At 73.7% G+C, this 18,689-nt stretch carries 8 protein-coding genes; 7 read left to right on the top strand and 1 reads right to left on the bottom strand.

Annotation, left to right across the window (positions count from 1 at the left end; translation table 11 throughout):
* Positions 1-74 precede the first annotated feature (74 nt).
* The 5 genes from AB0M36_RS23520 to AB0M36_RS23500 are packed head-to-tail and all read left to right on the top strand — an operon-like array spanning position 75 to position 3,348.
* Complete coding sequence (locus AB0M36_RS23520) at positions 75-692, top strand: GNAT family N-acetyltransferase (protein ID WP_364160866.1); 618 nt, start codon at positions 75-77, stop codon at positions 690-692.
* The gene (locus AB0M36_RS23515) at positions 689-2,041 is read left to right on the top strand and encodes a SidA/IucD/PvdA family monooxygenase (RefSeq protein ID WP_364160864.1); all 1,353 of its coding nucleotides are present in this window, start codon (positions 689-691) and stop codon (positions 2,039-2,041) included. Before AB0M36_RS23520 ends, AB0M36_RS23515 begins: the two co-directional genes overlap by 4 nt.
* The gene (locus AB0M36_RS23510; protein WP_364160862.1) at positions 2,038-2,292 is read left to right on the top strand and encodes a phosphopantetheine-binding protein; all 255 of its coding nucleotides are present in this window, start codon (positions 2,038-2,040) and stop codon (positions 2,290-2,292) included. Before AB0M36_RS23515 ends, AB0M36_RS23510 begins: the two co-directional genes overlap by 4 nt.
* Positions 2,289-2,501, top strand: a complete 213-nt coding sequence (locus tag AB0M36_RS23505; RefSeq protein WP_364160860.1) for an MbtH family protein — start codon at positions 2,289-2,291, stop codon at positions 2,499-2,501. The genes AB0M36_RS23510 and AB0M36_RS23505 overlap by 4 nt, the downstream gene beginning before the upstream one ends.
* Positions 2,502-2,526: 25 nt before the next feature.
* Positions 2,527-3,348 carry a siderophore-interacting protein gene (locus AB0M36_RS23500; RefSeq protein WP_364160858.1) on the top strand — a complete coding sequence of 274 codons (822 nt, stop codon included), beginning with the start codon at positions 2,527-2,529 and terminating at the stop codon, positions 3,346-3,348.
* Here AB0M36_RS23500 and entS read toward each other — a convergent pair.
* A complete protein-coding gene (gene entS, locus AB0M36_RS23495) occupies positions 3,327-4,685 on the bottom strand; it encodes an enterobactin transporter EntS (protein WP_364160856.1) in 1,359 nt (452 codons plus the stop codon). The two genes, AB0M36_RS23500 and entS, sit on opposite strands and share 22 nt — an antisense overlap.
* 32 nt (positions 4,686-4,717) lie before the next feature.
* On the opposite strand from entS, the gene AB0M36_RS23490 reads away from it, so the two are divergent.
* The gene (locus AB0M36_RS23490; protein ID WP_364160854.1) at positions 4,718-16,501 is read left to right on the top strand and encodes an amino acid adenylation domain-containing protein; all 11,784 of its coding nucleotides are present in this window, start codon (positions 4,718-4,720) and stop codon (positions 16,499-16,501) included.
* On the top strand, positions 16,498-18,639 hold the full coding sequence (locus AB0M36_RS23485) for an AMP-binding protein (RefSeq protein ID WP_364160852.1): 2,142 nt from the start codon (positions 16,498-16,500) through the stop codon (positions 18,637-18,639). Before AB0M36_RS23490 ends, AB0M36_RS23485 begins: the two co-directional genes overlap by 4 nt.
* Positions 18,640-18,689 lie beyond the last annotated feature (50 nt).

The raw sequence follows: 18,689 nt of genomic DNA, 5'->3' as shown, positions 1-18,689 counted from the left end.
GGTTAGGCGAACCTAACACGTAAGGGTAATTCTATGATGCCTGTCTATGTCGACGCACCGTCCTCAGTAGCCACATGAGCGCGGAAGCCTGGTCGCCGGAGTCGTTTCGCGAGCAGCTGGATGACCTCGATCCCGTGGTGCTCGCGCTCGGCGCGCCGCCCGTGCCCGAACTGGGTGAACCGTGGCGGGTCAGGATCGCCGACCCGGAGGCCGGCGACGCCGGCCTGATCGCGGACTGGATGGCTCAGCCGCATGTGGACCTCTTCTGGGAGCAGGCCTGGCCCGCCGAGCGCTGGGCGGCGGTCCTGCGGCGGCAGCTCGCCGGCGCCTGCACTCGGCCGTTGATCGCCGCGCGTGACGGTGTCGACCTCGCCTATCTGGAGGTCTACCGGACGCCGCGCGACGTGGTCGGCCGCCACTATCCGGCCGCACCCCACGACCTCGGCGTGCATGTCGCCGTCGGGCCGTTGCCGGCCACCGGGCGGGGACTCGGCCGTGAGCTGATGCGGGCGGTCGCCGCCGGCCTGTTCGCCGCGGATCCGCGCTGCGAGCGGGTGCTCGCCGATCCCGACGTGCGACACGACAGGGCCCGCCGGATGTTCGCCGCCGCCGGCTTCGACCCGATCGCCGAGGTCGACCTGGGCCACAAGAGCGCCGCGCTGATGGCGTACCCGCGAAAGGGTCTGTCGTGATCCCCTCGGACGCGGGTGTGTACGACCTGGTCGGCATCGGTTTCGGACCGTCCAACCTGGCCCTCGCCATCGCCGTCGAGGAGCACAACGCCGGGTGCGAGCGTGTCGAGGACCGCGTCGAGGCCGTCTTCCTGGAGAAGCAGGACGATTTCGGCTGGCATCGCGGGATGCTGTTCGCCAACGCCACGATGCAGGTGTCCTTCCTGAAGGACCTGGTCACCATGCGCAACCCGACCAGCGACTTCAGCTTCGTCTCCTACCTGCACGCGCGGGACCGGCTGGCGGACTTCATCAACTACAAGTCGATGTATCCGCTGCGGATCGAATTCCACGACTACCTCGGCTGGGCCGCCGACCGCCTGCGCGGCAGCGTCGCGTACGGCCACACGGTGACCGACGTCGTCCCGGTCGTCGCCGTCGACGGCGAGGCCTGGGCGGTCGACGTGATCACCCGCCACGCGGGCGGCACCCGGGTGGTGCGGGCCCGCAACGTGGTCGTCGCGGTCGGCCTGGAGTCCAGCCTGCCGCCCGGGGTCACGCCCAGCGAGCGGGTCTGGCACAACCTCGACATCCTGCACCGGGCCGCCGCGTTCGACGTCGCCGAGCCGCGGCGCTTCGTCGTGGTCGGTGCTGGACAGAGCGCCGCCGAGTCGGTCGCCTTCCTGCACGAGCGCTACCCGGGCGCGGAGGTCTGCTCGGTCTTCTTCCGGTACGGATACAGCCCGGCCGACGACAGCAACTTCGCCAACGGCATCTTCGACCCGGCCGCCGTCGACCTCTACTACGACGCCCCGGCCGACGTGAAGCGCATGCTGTTCGACTACCACCGCAACACCAACTACTCCGTCGTCGACGGAGAACTGATCACGGACCTGTACCGGCGGGCGTACGCGGAGCGGCTCGGGGGTCGTGCGCGGCTGCGGATGCTCAACGCCTCGCGGGTCAGCGACCTGCGCCCGCGATCCGACGGCGTCGAGCTCACGGTCGAGCACCTGCCGACCGGTGAGCTGACCGCGCTGACCGCCGACGCCATCGTGTTCGCCACCGGATATCGCCCGGTTGACGCGGCCCGGCTGCTGGGCGCCACCGCGCCACATTGTCAGCGCGACGCCGAAGGCCTGCTGCGGATCGGCCGCGACTACCGGGTGGTCACCGACCCGACGCTGCACGCGGGCGTCTACCTGCAGGGCGGAACCGAGCACGCCCACGGCATCACGTCCACGCTGCTGTCCGCGGTGGCGGTGCGCTCCGGCGAGATCGTCGCCTCCGTCGCCGCCGACCTGGCCGACCGCCATCCCGTCCCGGCCGCGGAGCCGTGGACCCTCGTCACCTCCGGAGACCTCACATGACCACCGGTTTGCCCTCGTCCGCCGCCGCGCTCCAGGCGCAGATCGCCGAGGTGCTCGGCGAGCCCGCCGACAGTTTCGGTCCCGACGACGACCTGCTCGACGTCGGGCTCGACTCGATCCGGTTGATGACCCTCGTGGAGCGGTGGCGTGCCGGGGGATTGCGGGTCGGCTTCATCGACCTTGCCGAGCAGCCCACCGTGAACGGCTGGTGGTCCCTGATGACCTCGCAGAAGGAGGACCTGATCCGATGAGTACGAACCCGTTCGAGGACGACGACGCCACCTACCTCGTCCTCGTCAACGACGAGGGCCAGCACTCCCTGTGGCCGGTCTTCGCCGAGGTGCCGACCGGCTGGACCGTCGCACACCCCGAGGACAGCCGCGCGAACTGCCTCGACTACATCGAGAACAACTGGACGGACATGCGACCGGCCAGCCTGATCCGCGCCATGCACGCCTGACATGACGACCCGAGGAGAGCACCACGTGAGCAGCCCCACCGGCGCGCCCACCATCGTCCGATACGACCTGACACCGCGCCTGCTCCAGGTGCGCGCCGCGCGGCGGGTCACCCCGAACCTGGTCCGGGTGACTCTCGGCGGCGCGGCCCTGGCTGGGTTCCAGGGGCCCGCCCCGGCCGACCACGTCAAGGTCTTCTTCCCGATCGGGGACGCCGACCTGCCGTTGATGCCGACGCTGGGCCCGGACGGCCTCGTCCCGCCGCCCGCCGGGTCGCCACGGCCGGTCTACCGGGACTACACGATCCGCGCCCACCGCCCCGAGGACGACGAGATCGACCTCGACTTCGTCATCCACGGTGAGGGTCCGGCTAGCACCTGGGCCGAGCGGGCTTCACCGGGCCAGAGCGTCGGGGTGCTCGGGCCGCGAGGATCCGTGCTGGTGCCCCGGGACCTCGACTGGTATCTGATCGCCGGGGACGAGACCGCGCTGCCCGCGATCGCGCGCTGGTTGGAGCAGCTTCCGGCCGGGTGTCGCGTCCTCGCGTACATCGAGGTCGCGGACGCCGCCGAGGAGCAGGAGCTCGCGTACGCCGCGGACGTGAGCCTGACCTGGCTGCACCGCGACGGTGCGGAGCCCGGCACCACCTCGCTGCTGTTCGACGCGATCGCGGCCGCCGAACTGCCGTCGGGCGACGGGTTCGCCTGGGTCGCCGGGGAAGCCACCACGCTCAAGCCGATCCGGCGCCACCTGCGCGGTCTAGGACTGCACCCGGAGACTGTCGACGTCGACGGCTACTGGAAGCGCGGCGTGGAGAACCTCGACCATCACGCCCCCGACGAGGACTGACCATCCCCGGCAGGTGCGGGCCGGCCGGCCCGCACCTGCTCGGCGTTCGGGTCGCGCAGGCTCGCGTCGCGCAGGTCCCGGAACGTCCCGGCGACGGCCAACGACCCGACGACGCAGAGCACGCCGCCGGCGACCAACGCGGTCGCCGGGCCGGCCACGCGAGCGGCCAGGCCCACTTCGATGCCGCCGACGGCGGGGGAGATGTTGGTCTGGGCCAGCCACAGGCTGCTGATCCGGCCCTGCAGGTGGTCCGGGGTGTGGTGTTGCAGCAGCGACCGGCGCAGGATCTCCGAGGTCGTGTCGGCGGCGCCCAGCGCGGCCAGGAAGAACAGCGCCGGCCACAGGTGGGCCGAGGTGAGACCGAGGCCGGCGACGGCCACGCCGCAGCCCGCGGTGGCTATCGCCAGGTAGCGGCCGGTGTGCCGCACGGTGCCGGTCCAGCCGCTGGTCAGGGCGGCCACCATCGCGCCGACGCCGGGTGCCGCGTAGAACAGGCCGAGGATGGTGCCGCCGTCGCCGTACACCCGCTCGGTCAGCTCCGGGAAGATGACGAACGGCATGGCGAACACCGCCACGCACACGTCGATGAGCAGGAGCCCGGCGATCAGCCGGTTTCCCGCCACGAACCGCAGGCCGCCCGCGATCGACTGCAGCGGGCTCTCGTGCGGCCTGCCGCCGGTCCGGGGCAGCGGCCGGATGAACGCGATCAGGCAGGTCGTCACCAACGTGGCGGCGGCGGTCAGCCCGTAGTTCCACGGCAGACCGGCGAGCTCGGTGAGGCCGCCCGCGACGGAGGGACCGATGATCGCGCCCAACTGGGCGGTGAGGGCCATGAGAGCGCCCGCGGCACTCAGGTGGGCGCGACCGACGAGGGCGGGAGTGGCGGCCATCAGGGCCGTCACGCTCAGTCCATTGAGGATGCTGTTGACGGCCGCGCACACGTAGATGACCCACAGGTACGGGGTGTCGACCATGGCGTTGAGCGCCAGGGCGGCGAACACGACGACCGCGCCGCCGCGGGCCAGCAGGATCAGCCGGCGTCGGTCCATCCGGTCGGCCAGGACGCCCCCGGCGAGCGTGCCCACCAGCATCGGCACCATGTTCACCACGCCGATCAGGCCGACCTGCCAGGACGAGCGGGTGAGCTGCCACACCTGCAGGGGCAGCGCCACCAGGGTGAGGCCGAGGCCCAGGACGGACACCAGACGCGCGGCGAACAGGAAGCGGAAGTCCCGGCTCGCCCTGAGCGGCGTCACGTCGATGACGAGGTCACCGAGGCGCATCGGCATCTCCTTACGGGTGGAGGTGGAGGTGGGCAGAATGTAGGTTAGCCTCACCTAATATCCGCGTCGACTGGGAGCGCCACGACATGACTGACCTTCGGGAGTCCGCCGCCGTCTCGATCGGGATCCCGTTGGACAACACCGGTGCGTACGTCCTCGACGCCGGCCTCCAGCCGGTGCCGTCCGGAGTGGTCGGTGAGCTCTACCTCACCGGACACTCGCTGGCCCGCGGCTACCGGGGCCGGCCTGCGCTGACCGCCCAGCGGTTCGTCGCCGACCCGTACGGCGAGGCCGGCGACCGGATGTACCGCACCGGCGACCTCGTCCGCGTCCGGCCCGACGGCGAGTTCGAGTACGTCGGCCGCGCCGACCACCAGGTCAAGATTCGCGGCTTCCGGGTCGAGCCCGGCGAGATCGAAGCCGCCCTCTCGGCCCGGCCCGGCGTGGCCGCGGCCGCCGTCATCGCCGTCGAGGGACGCCTCGTCGGCTACGTCGCCGGTGACGTCGAGCCGGTCGCCCTGCGCGCCGACCTGGCCGCCACCCTGCCCGACTACCTCGTTCCCGCCGTGATCGTCCGGCTGGACCGGTTGCCGCTCACCTCGAACGGCAAAGTGGACAAGCGCGCCCTTCCCGCCGCCGAGCTGCCCGTGGTCGTGGGCCGCGCCCCGGCGACCCCGCTGGAGCGCGACCTCTGCGCCCTGTTCGCCGAGGTCCTCGGCCTCGACACGGTCGGCGCCGACGACGACTTCTTCGCCCTCGGCGGCCACTCGCTGCTCGCCACCCGCCTGATCGGGCGGTTGCGCGCCGACCTCGGCCGGGAGGTCAGCCTGCGGGACCTGTTCGCCGCCCCGACGCCCGCCGGGGTGGCCGGCGCGTCCACGGCGCCGAGCCGTCCCGCGCTGGTCCGCCGCGAGCTGCCCGCGACGGTGCCGCTGTCCTACGCGCAGCAGCGGTTGTGGTTCCTGAGCCGGCTCGACTCCGACGCCACCGCCTACCACCTGCCGCTGGTCGTGCGGCTTACCGGCACGCTCGACCGGGCGGCGCTGGACGCGGCCGTGGGTGACCTGGTCGAGCGGCACGAGGCCCTGCGGACGGTGTTCCCGGTCGGGCCCGACGGGGTGCCCCACCAGCGGGTGCTCGCCGAGCGCCCGGTCGTCACGCGGACCGACGACGCCGCCGCGACGATCTCCGAACCGTTCGACCTGACCCTGGACCTGCCCCTGCGGGTGGCGCTGGGCCGCGTCGACGACACCACCCACGATCTCGTGCTGCTGCTGCACCACATCGCGGGCGACGAGTGGTCGATGAAGCCGCTGATGTCCGACCTGGCCACCGCGTACCGGGCCCGTCGGGCCGGGCACGCTCCGGAGTGGACCGCTCTGCCCGTACGGTATGCCGACTACGCACTCTGGCAGCGCGACCTTCTCGCCGCCGTCGAGCGTGACCAGCTCGCGTTCTGGCGCGACACGCTGGCCGGCGCGCCGGATGTCCTGGAGCTGCCCGCAGACCGGCCACGCCCCGCCGTCGCCATCGACGCGGGCGCGACCGTCTCCTTCGCGCTGAGCGCCGGCCTCGCCGAGCAGGTGCGCGCGGCCGCCACCGGGTCAAGCGTGTTCATGGTGCTGCACGCGGCCCTCGCCGCGCTGCTCACCCGCCTCGGCGCGGGCACCGACGTCGTCATCGGCACGCCGGTCGCGGGACGCGGCGACACCGATCTGGACGATCTGGTCGGCTTCTTCGTCAACATGCTCGCGCTGCGCGCCGATCTGTCCGGCGACCCCACGTTCGCCGAGGTGCTGGACCGGGTACGCCGCGCCGACGTCGCCGCGTTCGACCACGTCGACCTGCCCTTCGAACGGCTCGTCGAGGAGCTCAACCCGACCCGGTCCCTGGCACACCACCCGCTGTTCCAGCTGCTGCTGGTGTATCGGGCGGGCCTCGGCGAGACGCTCGACCTGCCCGGCCTGCACGCCGACGTCACGCTGACGCCCGCCGGGCAGGCCAAGTTCGACCTGACGGTCAGCGTCGTGGACGGCGGCGCGGGCCAGCCCATGCGCGGCGGCCTGGAGTTTCGCACCGCGCTCTACGACCGCGCCACGATGGAATCGTTCGCCGACCGGTTCACCCGCCTGCTCGCCGCGGCCGTGGCGGCCCCCGACCGGCCGATCGGCGCGCTCGACCTGCTGACCGACGACGAACGCGTCGCCGTGCTGCACCGGTGGAACGACACCGCCCGGCCGGTCGAGCGTGCCACCCTTCCCACTCTGGTGGCGGCCCAGATCGCCGCGACGCCGGACGCGCCCGCCGTGACCTACGAGGGCCACACGCTCAGCTATGCCGAATTCGGGGACCGGGTCGAGGCGCTCGCCCGCGGTCTGGTCGCCCGGGGTGCCCGGGGCCGGGTGGTCGCCGTGCGGATGCCCCGCTCCCTGGACCTGGTGGTGGCGTTGCACGCGGTGCAGCGGGCCGGCGGGGCATACCTGCCGATCGACCCGGACCTGCCCGCCGAGCGGATCGCGTTCATGCTCGCCGACTCCGACCCGGCCGTCGTGCTGACCGACACCGACCTCGACCCCGCCGACGTCGCGCTTCCGGAGGTCGGGCCCGACGACGCCGCGTACCTGATCTACACGTCCGGGTCGACCGGGCGGCCGAAGGGCGTGCTCGTCCCGCACGTGGCCGTCGTCAACCGGCTGCGCTGGATGCAGGACGCGTACGGGCTCGTCCCCGGCGAGCGGGTGCTCCAGAAGACCCCGGCCAGCTTCGACGTGTCGGTGTGGGAGTTCTTCTGGCCATTGCTGGTGGGAGCGACACTCGTGGTCGCCCGGCCGGACGGGCACCGCGACCCCAGGTACCTGGCCGGACTGATCCATGACGAGCGGATCACGACCGTCCACTTCGTCCCCTCGATGCTCCGGGCCTTCCTCGCCGAGCCGACGGCCGCGGCCTGCACCGGGCTGCGCCGCATCATCTGCTCAGGCGAGGCGTTGCCCGCGTCCCTCGCCGCCGACTGCCAGGTCCTGCTCCCCGCCGAGCTGCACAACCTGTACGGCCCCACCGAGGCCACGGTCGACGTCACCTCCTGGGCCTGCGGGCCCGGCGACGCGGTCGTCCCGATCGGTCGTCCCCTCTGGAACACCCGCCTCTACGTGCTCGACGACGCGCTGCGGCCCGTCCCGCCGGGCGTGCCGGGGGAGCTGTACCTGGCCGGTGTCCAGCTCGCGTACGGCTATCTGGGCCGGGCCGCTCTGACCGCCGAACGCTTCGTCGCGGACCCCTTTGCCCGCGACGGCGGCCGGATGTATCGCACCGGGGACCGCGCCCGGTGGCGGCGCGACGGGTCCGTCGAATACCTCGGCCGCACCGACGACCAGATCAAACTGCGCGGTCTGCGGATCGAACCCGGCGAGGTCGAGGCGGCGCTCACCGCCGTGTCCGGCGGTCCGGCGGCGGTCGCCGTGCGCAACGACGTGCTGGTCGGCTACACCGTCACGCCGGTGGACCCGGAGCCGCTGCGGCGGGTGCTGCCCGCGTACCTGGTGCCGTCCGTCATGGTCGTGCTCGACGCGCTGCCGCTGTCGCCCAACGGCAAGCTCGACCGGCGTGCCCTGCCCGCGCCCGCGCTGACCTCGACCGGCCGGGCACCCGAGACCGCACAGGAACGCGCCCTGTGCGCGATCTGGGCCGACCTGCTCGGCCACGCCACGGTCGGCGCCGACGACGACTTCTTCGCCCTCGGCGGCCACTCGCTGCTGGCCACCCGCCTGGTCAGCCGGGTCCGCCTGGACCTGGGCGCCGAGATCCCGCTGCGGGCCGTCTTCGAGGCCCCGACGCCCGCCGCGCTCGCGCCGCGCCTGACCGCGCCGGGCCCGGACCGTCCCGCGCTGACTTCCCGGGTACGTCCGGAGCGGCTCCCCGTCTCCGCCGCGCAGCGCCGCCTGTGGTTCCTGGACCGGCTCGACGGCCCGAGCGCCACCTACCACCTGCCGCTGCTGCTGAAACTGACCGGTCCGGTCGACGTCACCGCCCTTTCCGCGGCGGTCACCGACCTGACCATCCGGCACGAGATCCTGCGCACCGTGCTGCGGACCTCCGACGGCGAGCCCTACCAGGAAATCCTGCCGCCGTCCCCGGTGGACCTGCCCCTGCTGAGCCCCGACCGACTCGCCGACGCCGTCGCCACTCCGTTCCGGCTCGCCGAGGAGCCGCCGCTGCGCGCCGCCCTGGTCGCCGACGGGCCGGACGAGCACCGGCTCCTCCTGCTGCTGCACCACGTCGCCGGCGACGAGTGGTCCCTCGACCCGCTCTGCACCGACCTGGCCGCCGCCTACACCGCCCGGGTCGCCGGCAGCGCTCCCGCGTTCCATCCGCTGCCCGTGCAGTACGCCGACTACACGCTCTGGCACGCCGACCTGCTCGACCGCGTCGGCGCCGAGCAGACCGCCTACTGGACGGCCGCGCTCGACGGCGCACCCGAGGCGCTCGAGCTGCCCACCGACCGGCCCCGCCCGGCCGTCGCGTCCGCCGCGGGCCGGCTGCACGCGTTCGGCATCCCGGCCGACCTGCACCGTGGCCTGCGCGACCTGGCCCACCACACCGGCACCAGCCTGTTCATGGTGCTGCAGGCCGGGCTGGGGGCGCTTCTCACCCGGCTCGGCGCCGGCACGGACCTGCCGATCGGCGTCCCGGTCGCGGGCCGCGCCGACGCCGCCCTGGACCGGCTGGTCGGGTTCTTCGTCAACACCGTGGTGCTGCGCACCGACACGTCGGGCGACCCCGGGTTCCGGGAGCTGCTGGCCCGGGTCCGCGCCGGGGATCTCGCCGCCTACGACCACGCCGACCTGCCGTTCGACCGGGTCGTCGAGGCGGTCAACCCGCGCCGGTCCGCCTCGCACAGCCCGCTGTTCCAGGTGATGCTGTCGTATCAGAACGGCATGCAGCGGGCGCCGGACCTGCCCGGCCTGACCACGGCGATCGCGTACGCCGAGCCGCAGATCGCCAAGTTCGAGCTGACCGTCAGCGTCGCCGAGACCCCCGGGGTGGACGGTCTCGCCGGCTACCTCGAATACCGCACCGACCTGTTCGACCCGGCGACCGTGGCCGCGCTCGCCGAGCGGTTCACCCGGCTGCTCGCCGCGGCCGTCGCCGACCCGGACCGCCCCATCGGTGAGCTCGACATCCTGCTCCCGGCCGAGCGACCGGTGCCCGCCGCCGTCGGCACCGCGCCGACCCTGCCGGCGGTCCTCGCGGCGCGGGCCCGGTTCACCCCGGACCGGCCCGCCGTCACGGACGGCGCTCACCCGCTGACTTTCGCCGAGCTCGACGCCGCCGTGTGCCGGCTCGCGGCGTGGCTGCGCGGGCGGGGAGCCGGCCCGGAGACCATCGTCGGGCTGCGGTTGCCGCGCGGCACGGACGCCGTCGTCGCCCTGCTCGGCGTGCTGCGCTCGGGCGCGGCCGCGCTCCCGCTCGACCCGACCTACCCCGCCGACCGCGTCGCGACGATGACGGCGGCCGCCGCCCCGCTGCTCACCCTCGACGCGCTGCCGTCGCTGGACGGCCCCGGCGACGCCCCGCCGTTCCCGGATCCGGCCAGTGCCGCATACGTGATCTTCACGTCGGGTTCCACCGGAATCCCCAAGGGCGTCGTGGTCACCCATGGCAGCCTCGGCGCGCTGTACGCCTCGCACGCCGAGCGGCTGATCCCCGCACCGGGGCTGCGGATCGCGCACACCGCGCCGTTCACGTTCGACGCGTCGTGGGACCCGATCCTCTGGATGGCCGCCGGCAACACGCTGCACGTCATCGCCGACGACGTCTACCGGGACCCGGCGGCGTTGCTGGCTCTGCTGCGGACCGAGCGCGTCGACTACCTCGACTTCACCCCGTCGTATCTGGCGCAGCTCGTCGAGGAGGGCCTGCTCGACGGCGATCACCCGAGCGTCATCACGGTCGGCGGCGAGGCGGTGCCGGCCGCGCTGTGGGACCGGTTGACCGCCCAGCCGGGCCTGCTCGCCGTCAACCAGTACGGCCCCACCGAGACCACTGTCGACGCCTACGCCTGGTGGAACGGCGGCGCCGCACCCGTCGCGGGCAGCGCGGTGTACGTGCTGGACGGCGCATTGCGGCCCGTGCCGGCGGGCGTGACCGGCGAGTTGTACGTCGCGGGCGCGTCCCTGGCCCGCGGTTACCTCGGCGACCCGGCGTCGACCGCGACCCGCTTCGTGGCCGACCCGTACGGCGGCGGCCGGATGTATCGCACGGGCGACCTGGCCCGCGTCGACTCCGTCGGCGTCCTGCGGATCCTCGGCCGGGCCGACGACCAGGTGAAGATCCGCGGTTTCCGGGTGGAGCCCGCCGAGATCGAGGCCGTGCTGCTCAGCCACCCGGCGGTGTCGCAGGCCGCCGTGATCGTCCGGGAAGAACGGGGCCGGCAGCTCGTCGCGTACGTGGTGGGCGTCGCGGAGCCCGCCGAGCTGAAGGCGTACGCGGCGCAACGGCTGCCCGACTACATGGTGCCCGTCGCCGTCGTCGTGCTGGACGCGCTGCCGCGCACCGCGAACGACAAGCTGGACCGCGCCGCCCTGCCCGCCCCCCGCCTCAGCGTGGAGAGCGCGGCCGCCGCCAACGCCGCCGAGGCCACCCTGGCGGGTCTCTTCGCCGACGTGCTCGGCGTACCCGACATCGGCGTCACCGACGGCTTCTTCGACCTGGGCGGCGACAGCATCTCGTCGATCCAGCTGGTGAGCCGCGCCCGTGGCGCCGGCCTCGTGGTGACGCCGCGCGACGTGTTCACCCACCAGACGCCGCGTGCCCTGGCCGCCGTCGCCCGTGAACTCGGCGGTGCCCCGGTCGAGTCCGCCGCCGATGCCCTCGGCGACGTGCCGGCGACCCCGATGTCGGCGTGGCTGGCGTCCCTCGGCCCGGTCACGGCCGGCTACCACCAGTCCGTGGTGCTGCGCACGCCGCCGCACGCCGACCTCGAGGCGGCGCTGACCGCCGTGCTGCGGCGCCATGATCTGCTCCGGGCCCGGCTCGACGGCGACGCCCTCACCGTGCCGGCCGAGCTGCCCACCGACTGGTTCACCACGGTCGACCTGCGCGACGACGTGGCCGCGCAGGTCGAGGCCGAGTCGGCCGCCGCGACCGGCCGGCTCGACCCGGCCGGCGGACGACTGCTCCGCGCCGTCCACCTCGACGGCGGTGCCGCACCCGGCCGACTGATCCTGGTGATCCACCACCTCGTCGTGGACGGCGTCTCCTGGCGGATCATCCTGGACGACCTGCGGGCCGCGCACGCCGGTGCGCCCCTGCCGCGCTCCGGCACGTCGTTCCGCCGGTTCGCGCGGGCCCAGGCCGCCGAGGACCGGTCCGCCGAGCTGCCGTACTGGCGGTCCGTGCTGGACGGTGCCGAACCCGTGCTCGGCGCCCGGCCGCTCGATCCGGAGCTCGACACCACCGCGACCGCCCGCGAGCTCACACTGACCCTGCCCGCCGAGGTCACCGGCCCGCTGTTCGGCGTCGCCTCGGCGTTTTACGCCGGCCCCAATGACGTGCTGCTCACCGGCCTGGCCCGGGCGTTGCAGGCCTGGCGGGGCACCGCGGACGCGCTCATCGACCTCGAGGGCCACGGTCGTGAGGCGGACGGGCTCGACGCCACCGTCGGCTGGTTCACCACCGTCTATCCGATCCGGCTGACCGCCGCCGGAGACCTGACGGCGAGCCTCAAGGCCGTCAAGGAACAGCTGCGGGCCGTGCCCGGCAACGGGATCGGGTACGGCGTGCTGCGCTGGCTGCGCGGCGAGCTGACCGACACGGCGACGCCCCAGGTCGGCTTCAACTACCTCGGGCGGATGTCCGCCGGCGAGGACACCGACTTCGCGATCGCGCCGGAACGCGCCGCCGGCGGTGGCGCGCCGAAAATGCCCCTGCCGCATCCCGTGGAAGTGAACGCCGCGACCGTGGGCGGCGCGCTCACCGCGGTGTGGACCTGGGCGGACGGGATCTGCACCGAACGCGACGTCCGCGCGCTGGCCGAGGCCTGGTTCGCCGAACTGACCGCGCTCGCCGCGCTGACCGGGGGAGGGCTGACCCCGTCGGACGTCACCGCCGACGTCACGCAGGCCGAGCTCGAAGCGCTCGGTCCCGGGCTGGTCGACGTGTACCCGCTGTCGCCGCTGCAGGAAGGCCTGCTGTTCCACTCCGAGCTCGACGCGGAAGCGCCGGACGTCTACTTCAGCCAGCTCGCCCTCGACCTGACCGGGCCGCTCGACGTGGCCGCGCTGCGCCGGGCCGTGGACACGCTGTTTGACCGGCATGCGAACCTGCGGGCCGCCTTCCCGCGTACCGAGGACGGCCGGACCGTCGCCGCGATCCCGGCCACCGTGGACGTGCCGTGGCGGGAGACCGACTATGACGAGCGGTACGAGGAACGCGACCGGGCCCGCCGGTTCGACATCACCAGCGCCCCGCTCGCCCGCTTCGCGCTGCTGCGGCAGGGCGCCGAGCAGCACCGGCTGCTGTTCAGCAACCACCACGTGCTGCTCGACGGCTGGTCCACCCCGGTCCTGCTCGGAGAGTTGTTCGACCTCTACCGGGGCCGGGAGCTGCCCGCCGCCCCGCAGTACCGCGAGTACCTGCGCTGGCTCGCCACGACCGACTCCGACGAGTCCCGGGCGGCCTGGCGGTCCGCGCTCGCCGACGTCACCCCCACTCTGGTCGCCGGACCCGCCAACGCCAGGCCGACCGTGCTGCCCGCCACCGTCGAGGTGGCCGCCGACGGTGACCGGCTCACCGCCACCGCCCGGCGGCTCGGCGTCACCCTGAACACCGTGGTGCAGGGCGCCTGGGCCCTGCTGCTCAGCCAGCTCACCGGCGCGGGCGACGTCGTGTTCGGCGCCACCGTGTCCGGACGGCCGGGCGGGCTGCCCGGCGTCGAGGCGATGATCGGACTGTTCATCAACACCGTGCCCGTCCGGATCCGGATCGACCCGGCCCGGACCGTCGCCGAGTTCCTCCAGGCGGTGCAGCGGGACCAGGCCGGGCTGCTCGACCACCAGCACCTCGGGCTGGCCGAGATCCAACGGGCCGCCGGCGTGCGGGAGTTGTTCGACACGCTTGTCGTGTTCGAGAACTATCCGATCGACCCGGACCGGGCCCGCCAGACGGTCGCCGGGCTGACGATCACCGGGGTGGCCGGCGAGGACGCCACCCACTACCCGCTCGCCCTGGCGGCGCACCCGGGCGAGAGGCTGGTCCTCCAGGTGCGGTACCGGCCCGACCTGTTCACCGCCGCCGAGGCGCAAGTGCTGGGCGATCGGCTGCGCGCCCTGTGCGAGGCGATACCCGACGCCGCCGACCTCCGACTCGGCCGGCTCCGCACGCTGACCGAGGCGGAGACCGCCCAGCTCGCCACGTTCACGGGGCGCGCCGGCGGCTACCCGCCTCAGACCATCGGTGAGTTGTTCGCCGTACACCAGCGGCCATGGGAGATCGCCGTGGTCTGCGAGGACCGCGCCCTCACGTACGCGGAACTGGACGCCGCCTCGAACCGGCTGGCCCGGGTCCTGCGGCGGCACGGAGCCGGTCCGGAGCGGACGGTCGCCCTGGCGCTGCCGCGCGACGTCGACCTGGCCGTGGCGGTTCTCGCCGTGGCGAAGGCGGGGGCGGCGTACCTGCCGATCGACCCGGCGTACCCGGCGGCCCGGATCGCGCACATGCTCGCCGACGGCCGGCCGGTCGTGGTTCTCGCCACCGCCGCGACGGCGGCCCTGCTGCCCGGCGTCGACGCACTGCTCATCGAGGAGATCGAGGAGCACGACGACAGTCCGCTCGACGTGCGCGTCGACCCGCGGAACCCGGCGTACGTCATCTACACGTCCGGCTCGACCGGCCTGCCGAAGGGCGTCGTCGTCACCCATGAGGGTGTGGCCGCGTTGCTCGCCACGGCCCGGGAGTCGTTCGGCGTCACCGCGCGGTCCCGGGTGCTGCAGTTCGCGTCGATCAGCTTCGACCTGGCGTTCTTCGAGCTGGCGATGGGCCTGCTCACCGGCGCCCGGTCGGTCATCGTGCCCGCCGGGCGGCGGGTCGCCGACCGGGCGCTGACCGACTACATCGCGGCGAACGGCGTCACCCATCTGGCGCTGCCGCCGGCGGTGCTCGGGGCGTTGCCACCCGACCTCGAACTGCCTTCCGGGGCGACGCTGCTCTGCGGCACCGAGGCGGTCACCCCGGAACTGGCCCGCCGGTGGGGCGCGCGCATGCGGTTCTTCGACGCGTACGGGCCGACCGAGGCGACGGTCAATTCCACGCTGTGGGAGTACCGGCCCGGGTGGGAGGGGGTCCGCGTCCCGATCGGGCGGCCCGACCCGGGCACGACGGCGTACATCCTGGACTCGGCGCTGCGGCCGGTCCCGGTCGGGGTGAAGGGCGAGCTCTACCTGGGCGGTCCCGGTCTCGCCCGGGGGTACGCCGGCCAGGCGGCGCTGACCGCGCAGCGGTTCGTCGCGAACCCGTGGCTGACCGGTGAACGGATGTATCGCACCGGCGACGTGGTCTGCTGGCGACCCGACGGCGACATCGACTTCTTCGGGCGCTCCGACGACCAGATCCAGCTCCGCGGCTTCCGCGTCGAGCTCGGCGAGATCGAGGCGGCACTGACCGCGCAGCCCGAGGTGCGCCAGGCCGCCGTCGTCCTGCGCACCGACAACGGTCTCCAACGCCTCGTCGGCTACGTGGTGCTCGACCGGCCGGCCGGCGACCTGCGCGACCGGCTCGCCGCCACGCTGCCCGAACACCTGGTGCCGGCGGCGGTGGTCGAGCTGGACGCGCTGCCGCTGACGCCGAACGCGAAGCTGGACCGCAAGGCCCTGCCCGCGCCGGACCACGCACCCGGCAGCGGGGACCGCCCGCGTACCCCGGCGGAGAATCTGGTCTGTGGCGCGTTCGCCGAGGTGCTCGGCCTGAGCGCGGTCGGGGTCCGGGACAGCTTCTTCGACCTGGGCGGGCACTCACTGCTGGTGGTCCGGGTGCAGGCTGCCCTGCGGGGCCTCACGGTGCCGGACATCATCGCCCACCCGACGCCGGCGGCCCTGGCCCGCCTGCTCGACTCCGGCGCCGAGCCGGGTGCCGCGCTGCGCCCCCTGCTGCCGTTGCGGGTCGAAGGCCGGGGCGAGCCGCTGTTCTGCGTGCACCCGGCGGGCGGGCTGGGCTGGTCGTTCGCCGGGCTCGCCCGGCACACCCCGCGCCCGCTCTACGCGCTGCAGGCGCGCAGCCTGACCGAGCCCGGACCCACGCCGACCGTCGCCGAGATGGCGGCCGACTATCTCGCGCTGGTCCGCGAGGTGCAGCCGACGGGTCCGTACCATCTCGTCGGATATTCGCTGGGTGGGACGGTCGCGCATGTGATGGCGACGGAGCTGCGCCGGACCGGCGCCGTGGTGCGGCTCGCGGTGCTGGACGCGTACCCATCGCATCGGGATCCGGGCCCGGCACCCGCCGACGGCCTCGGATTCCTGCGGGATCTGGCCGGCCTGAGCGAGCTGCCCGCGGACCGGGACGCCGCTTTCTCCGCCCTCGACACCTCCGGCGTCCTGGCCGGGATCGGCCGGCCGGCGCTGGAGGCGATCGAGAGCAACCTGGTCGCCGCCGGCGCCCAGTTGCACGGCGCGGACCTCGGCTTCTTCGACGGAGAACTGCTGATGTTCACCGCGGACGCGGAGCCGGACGACCCGGCGTTCCGCGCGAGCGACTGGGCGGCGCACGCGGGCACCGTGCGGGTCGTGCCCGTGCCCTCCACCCACGACGAGATGACCGACCAGGCCGCGCTCGGCCTGATCGGCCCCGAACTCGCCCGCACCTGGGAGAACCGATGACCGACTCACCCCTGCGGCTGTCACCGGCCCAACTGCCACTCTGGTACGCCCACCAGCTCGACCCGGCCAGCCCGGCCTACAACACCGCCGACTACGTGCGGATCGAGGGTCCGCTGGACGTCGCCGCCTTCGAGGCCGCGGTGCGGCGGGCGGTGGGTGAGGCGCAGTCGCTGCACACCCGCTACTCCTCGGACGACGCCGGGCCTTTTCAGGTGATCGACGAGCGCCCCTGGCCGTTCCCGGTGCGGGCGTGCGCGCCTCAGGAGGCGCTGAGCTGGATGCGCGCCGACGTCCGTACCCCGGTGAACCTGGCCGAGGGGCCGCTGTTCGCGCAGGCGTTGTTCCAGACCGGCCCCGAGACCTACCTGTGGCATCAGCGGATCCACCACATCGCGATCGACGGGTTCGGCTTCTCGATGCTGGCCCGCCGGGTCGCGGAGCTGTACACCACGGGTGCGGGCCGCCCGTTCGCCCCGTTCCCCACCGTGCTCGAGGTGGCGACGGCGTACGCGGACTCACCGAAGTACGCCGCCGACCGGGATTTCTGGCGGTTCTATCTGGACGGGATGCCGGAGCCCGCCGCTCTGGCCGCTCCCGCGCCGGTCGCCGACCACACCGTACGCTCGGTCACCAGGATCGGACCGGACCGCGCCGCCGAGCTGAAGGCGCTCGGGGTGGGGTGGCCGGAGTTGATGGTCGCCGCCACCGCCGGCTACCTGCACCGGATGACCGGCGCCGACGAGGTGGTGCTGGGCCTGCCGGTGATGGGCCGGCTCGGCACCCCGCTGCTGAGGGTCCCGGCGATCGTCATGAACATCGTGCCGCTGCGGATCGGCGTGCGGGCCGATCGGAGCGTGCCCGAGCTGGCGCGGCGGATCACCGCGGAGATCCGCCGGACCCGGCCGCATCACCGCTACCGGCACGAGCAGATTCGGCGCGACCTCGGCCTGGTCGGCAGCGACAGGCGCCTGTTCGGACCGGTGGTGAACGCCATGCCGTTCGACAACGATCTGCGGTTCGGTGCGGCCCGCGGCACGATGCACAACATCTCCGCCGGTCCGGTGGAGGACCTGGCGCTGGGCATCCGGGACCACGGCGACGGCACCGGCATGCACCTCGAGGTCGACGGCAACCCGGCCCGCTACGCCGAATCCGACCTGGCCGCCCACCTGGACCGGTGGCTGCGGCTGTTGGACCGGCCGGATGTCGCGCTCGGCCGGTTGCCGCTGGGCCCGCCGACGGCGCCGCGGCGCCCGGCGGAGCGCCGTCCGGCCACCCCGGTGCTCGACCGGATCGCGGCGTGGGTCGACCACGCGCCGGCCGCGGTCGCCGTCGAACAGGGTGCGGTGCGCTACACGTACGCCCAACTGTGGAGCCGCGCGTGCGCGGTGGCCGCGGACCTGGTCGACCGGGGCGCCGGAGTGGACACCCTGGTCGCCGTGCGCATGCGCCGCGAGCCGGACGCGATCGTCGCGATCCTGGGCGTGCTGCTCGCCGGGGCGGCGTACCTGCCGGTCGATCCGGACGGCCCGATCGGACGCACCCAGGCGGTGCTCGACGACGCCCGGCCGGTCCTCACCGTCGACCGGGTCGCCCCCGGCGCTGGCACGGTGCGGTGCGGCGCCCCCGACGACGCGCTCGCCTACGTCATCTACACCTCCGGCTCGACGGGCCGCCCGAACGGCGTGGAGATCAGCCGCCGGGCGCTGGCGAATTTCGTGGCGGCCGCGACGCGGCGGTACGCACTGACCGACACCGACCGGGTGCTGCAGTTCGCCGCGCTCCACTTCGACGCGAGCGTGGAAGAGATCTTCGGCACTCTGACCACGGGCGGAACCCTCGTCCTGCGGGCGGCGGAGATGCACGCCTCGGCGGAGGCGTTCCTGCGGGCGTGTGCCGAGTTGCGGCTGACCGTGCTCGACCTGCCGACCGCCTTCTGGCACGAACTCGTCCACGCCATGACCAGTGGGAACCTCAGCGTCCCGCCGTCGGTGCGGACGGTGATCATCGGCGGGGAGGCGGCCCTGCCGGACCGGGTGGCCGCGTGGCGGCGGATCGCGCCGGGGGCTCGACTGTTCAACACGTACGGCCCCACGGAATCCACAGTGGTGGCGACCTCGGCGTCCGTCTCACCTTAGGTAAGCCTAACCTGATGTGATAGAACTTCTGCGCGGCACCGCCGCTCGAT

It is taken from the genome of Actinoplanes sp. NPDC051346 (assembly GCF_040682215.1).
Lineage (GTDB): Bacteria > Actinomycetota > Actinomycetes > Mycobacteriales > Micromonosporaceae > Actinoplanes.
This window is presented reverse-complemented; position numbering and strand designations above follow the sequence as displayed.

What these genes read in the sequence shown, in the direction of transcription:
- AB0M36_RS23505 (WP_364160860.1), top strand. Translation starts at nt 2,289, where the DNA reads ATGAGTACGAACCCGTTCGAGGACGACGACGCCACCTACCTCGTCCTC.
- AB0M36_RS23490 (WP_364160854.1), top strand. Translation starts at nt 4,718, where the DNA reads ATGACTGACCTTCGGGAGTCCGCCGCCGTCTCGATCGGGATCCCGTTG.
- AB0M36_RS23520 (WP_364160866.1), top strand. Translation starts at nt 75, where the DNA reads ATGAGCGCGGAAGCCTGGTCGCCGGAGTCGTTTCGCGAGCAGCTGGAT.
- AB0M36_RS23485 (WP_364160852.1), top strand. Translation starts at nt 16,498, where the DNA reads ATGACCGACTCACCCCTGCGGCTGTCACCGGCCCAACTGCCACTCTGG.
- AB0M36_RS23510 (WP_364160862.1), top strand. Translation starts at nt 2,038, where the DNA reads ATGACCACCGGTTTGCCCTCGTCCGCCGCCGCGCTCCAGGCGCAGATC.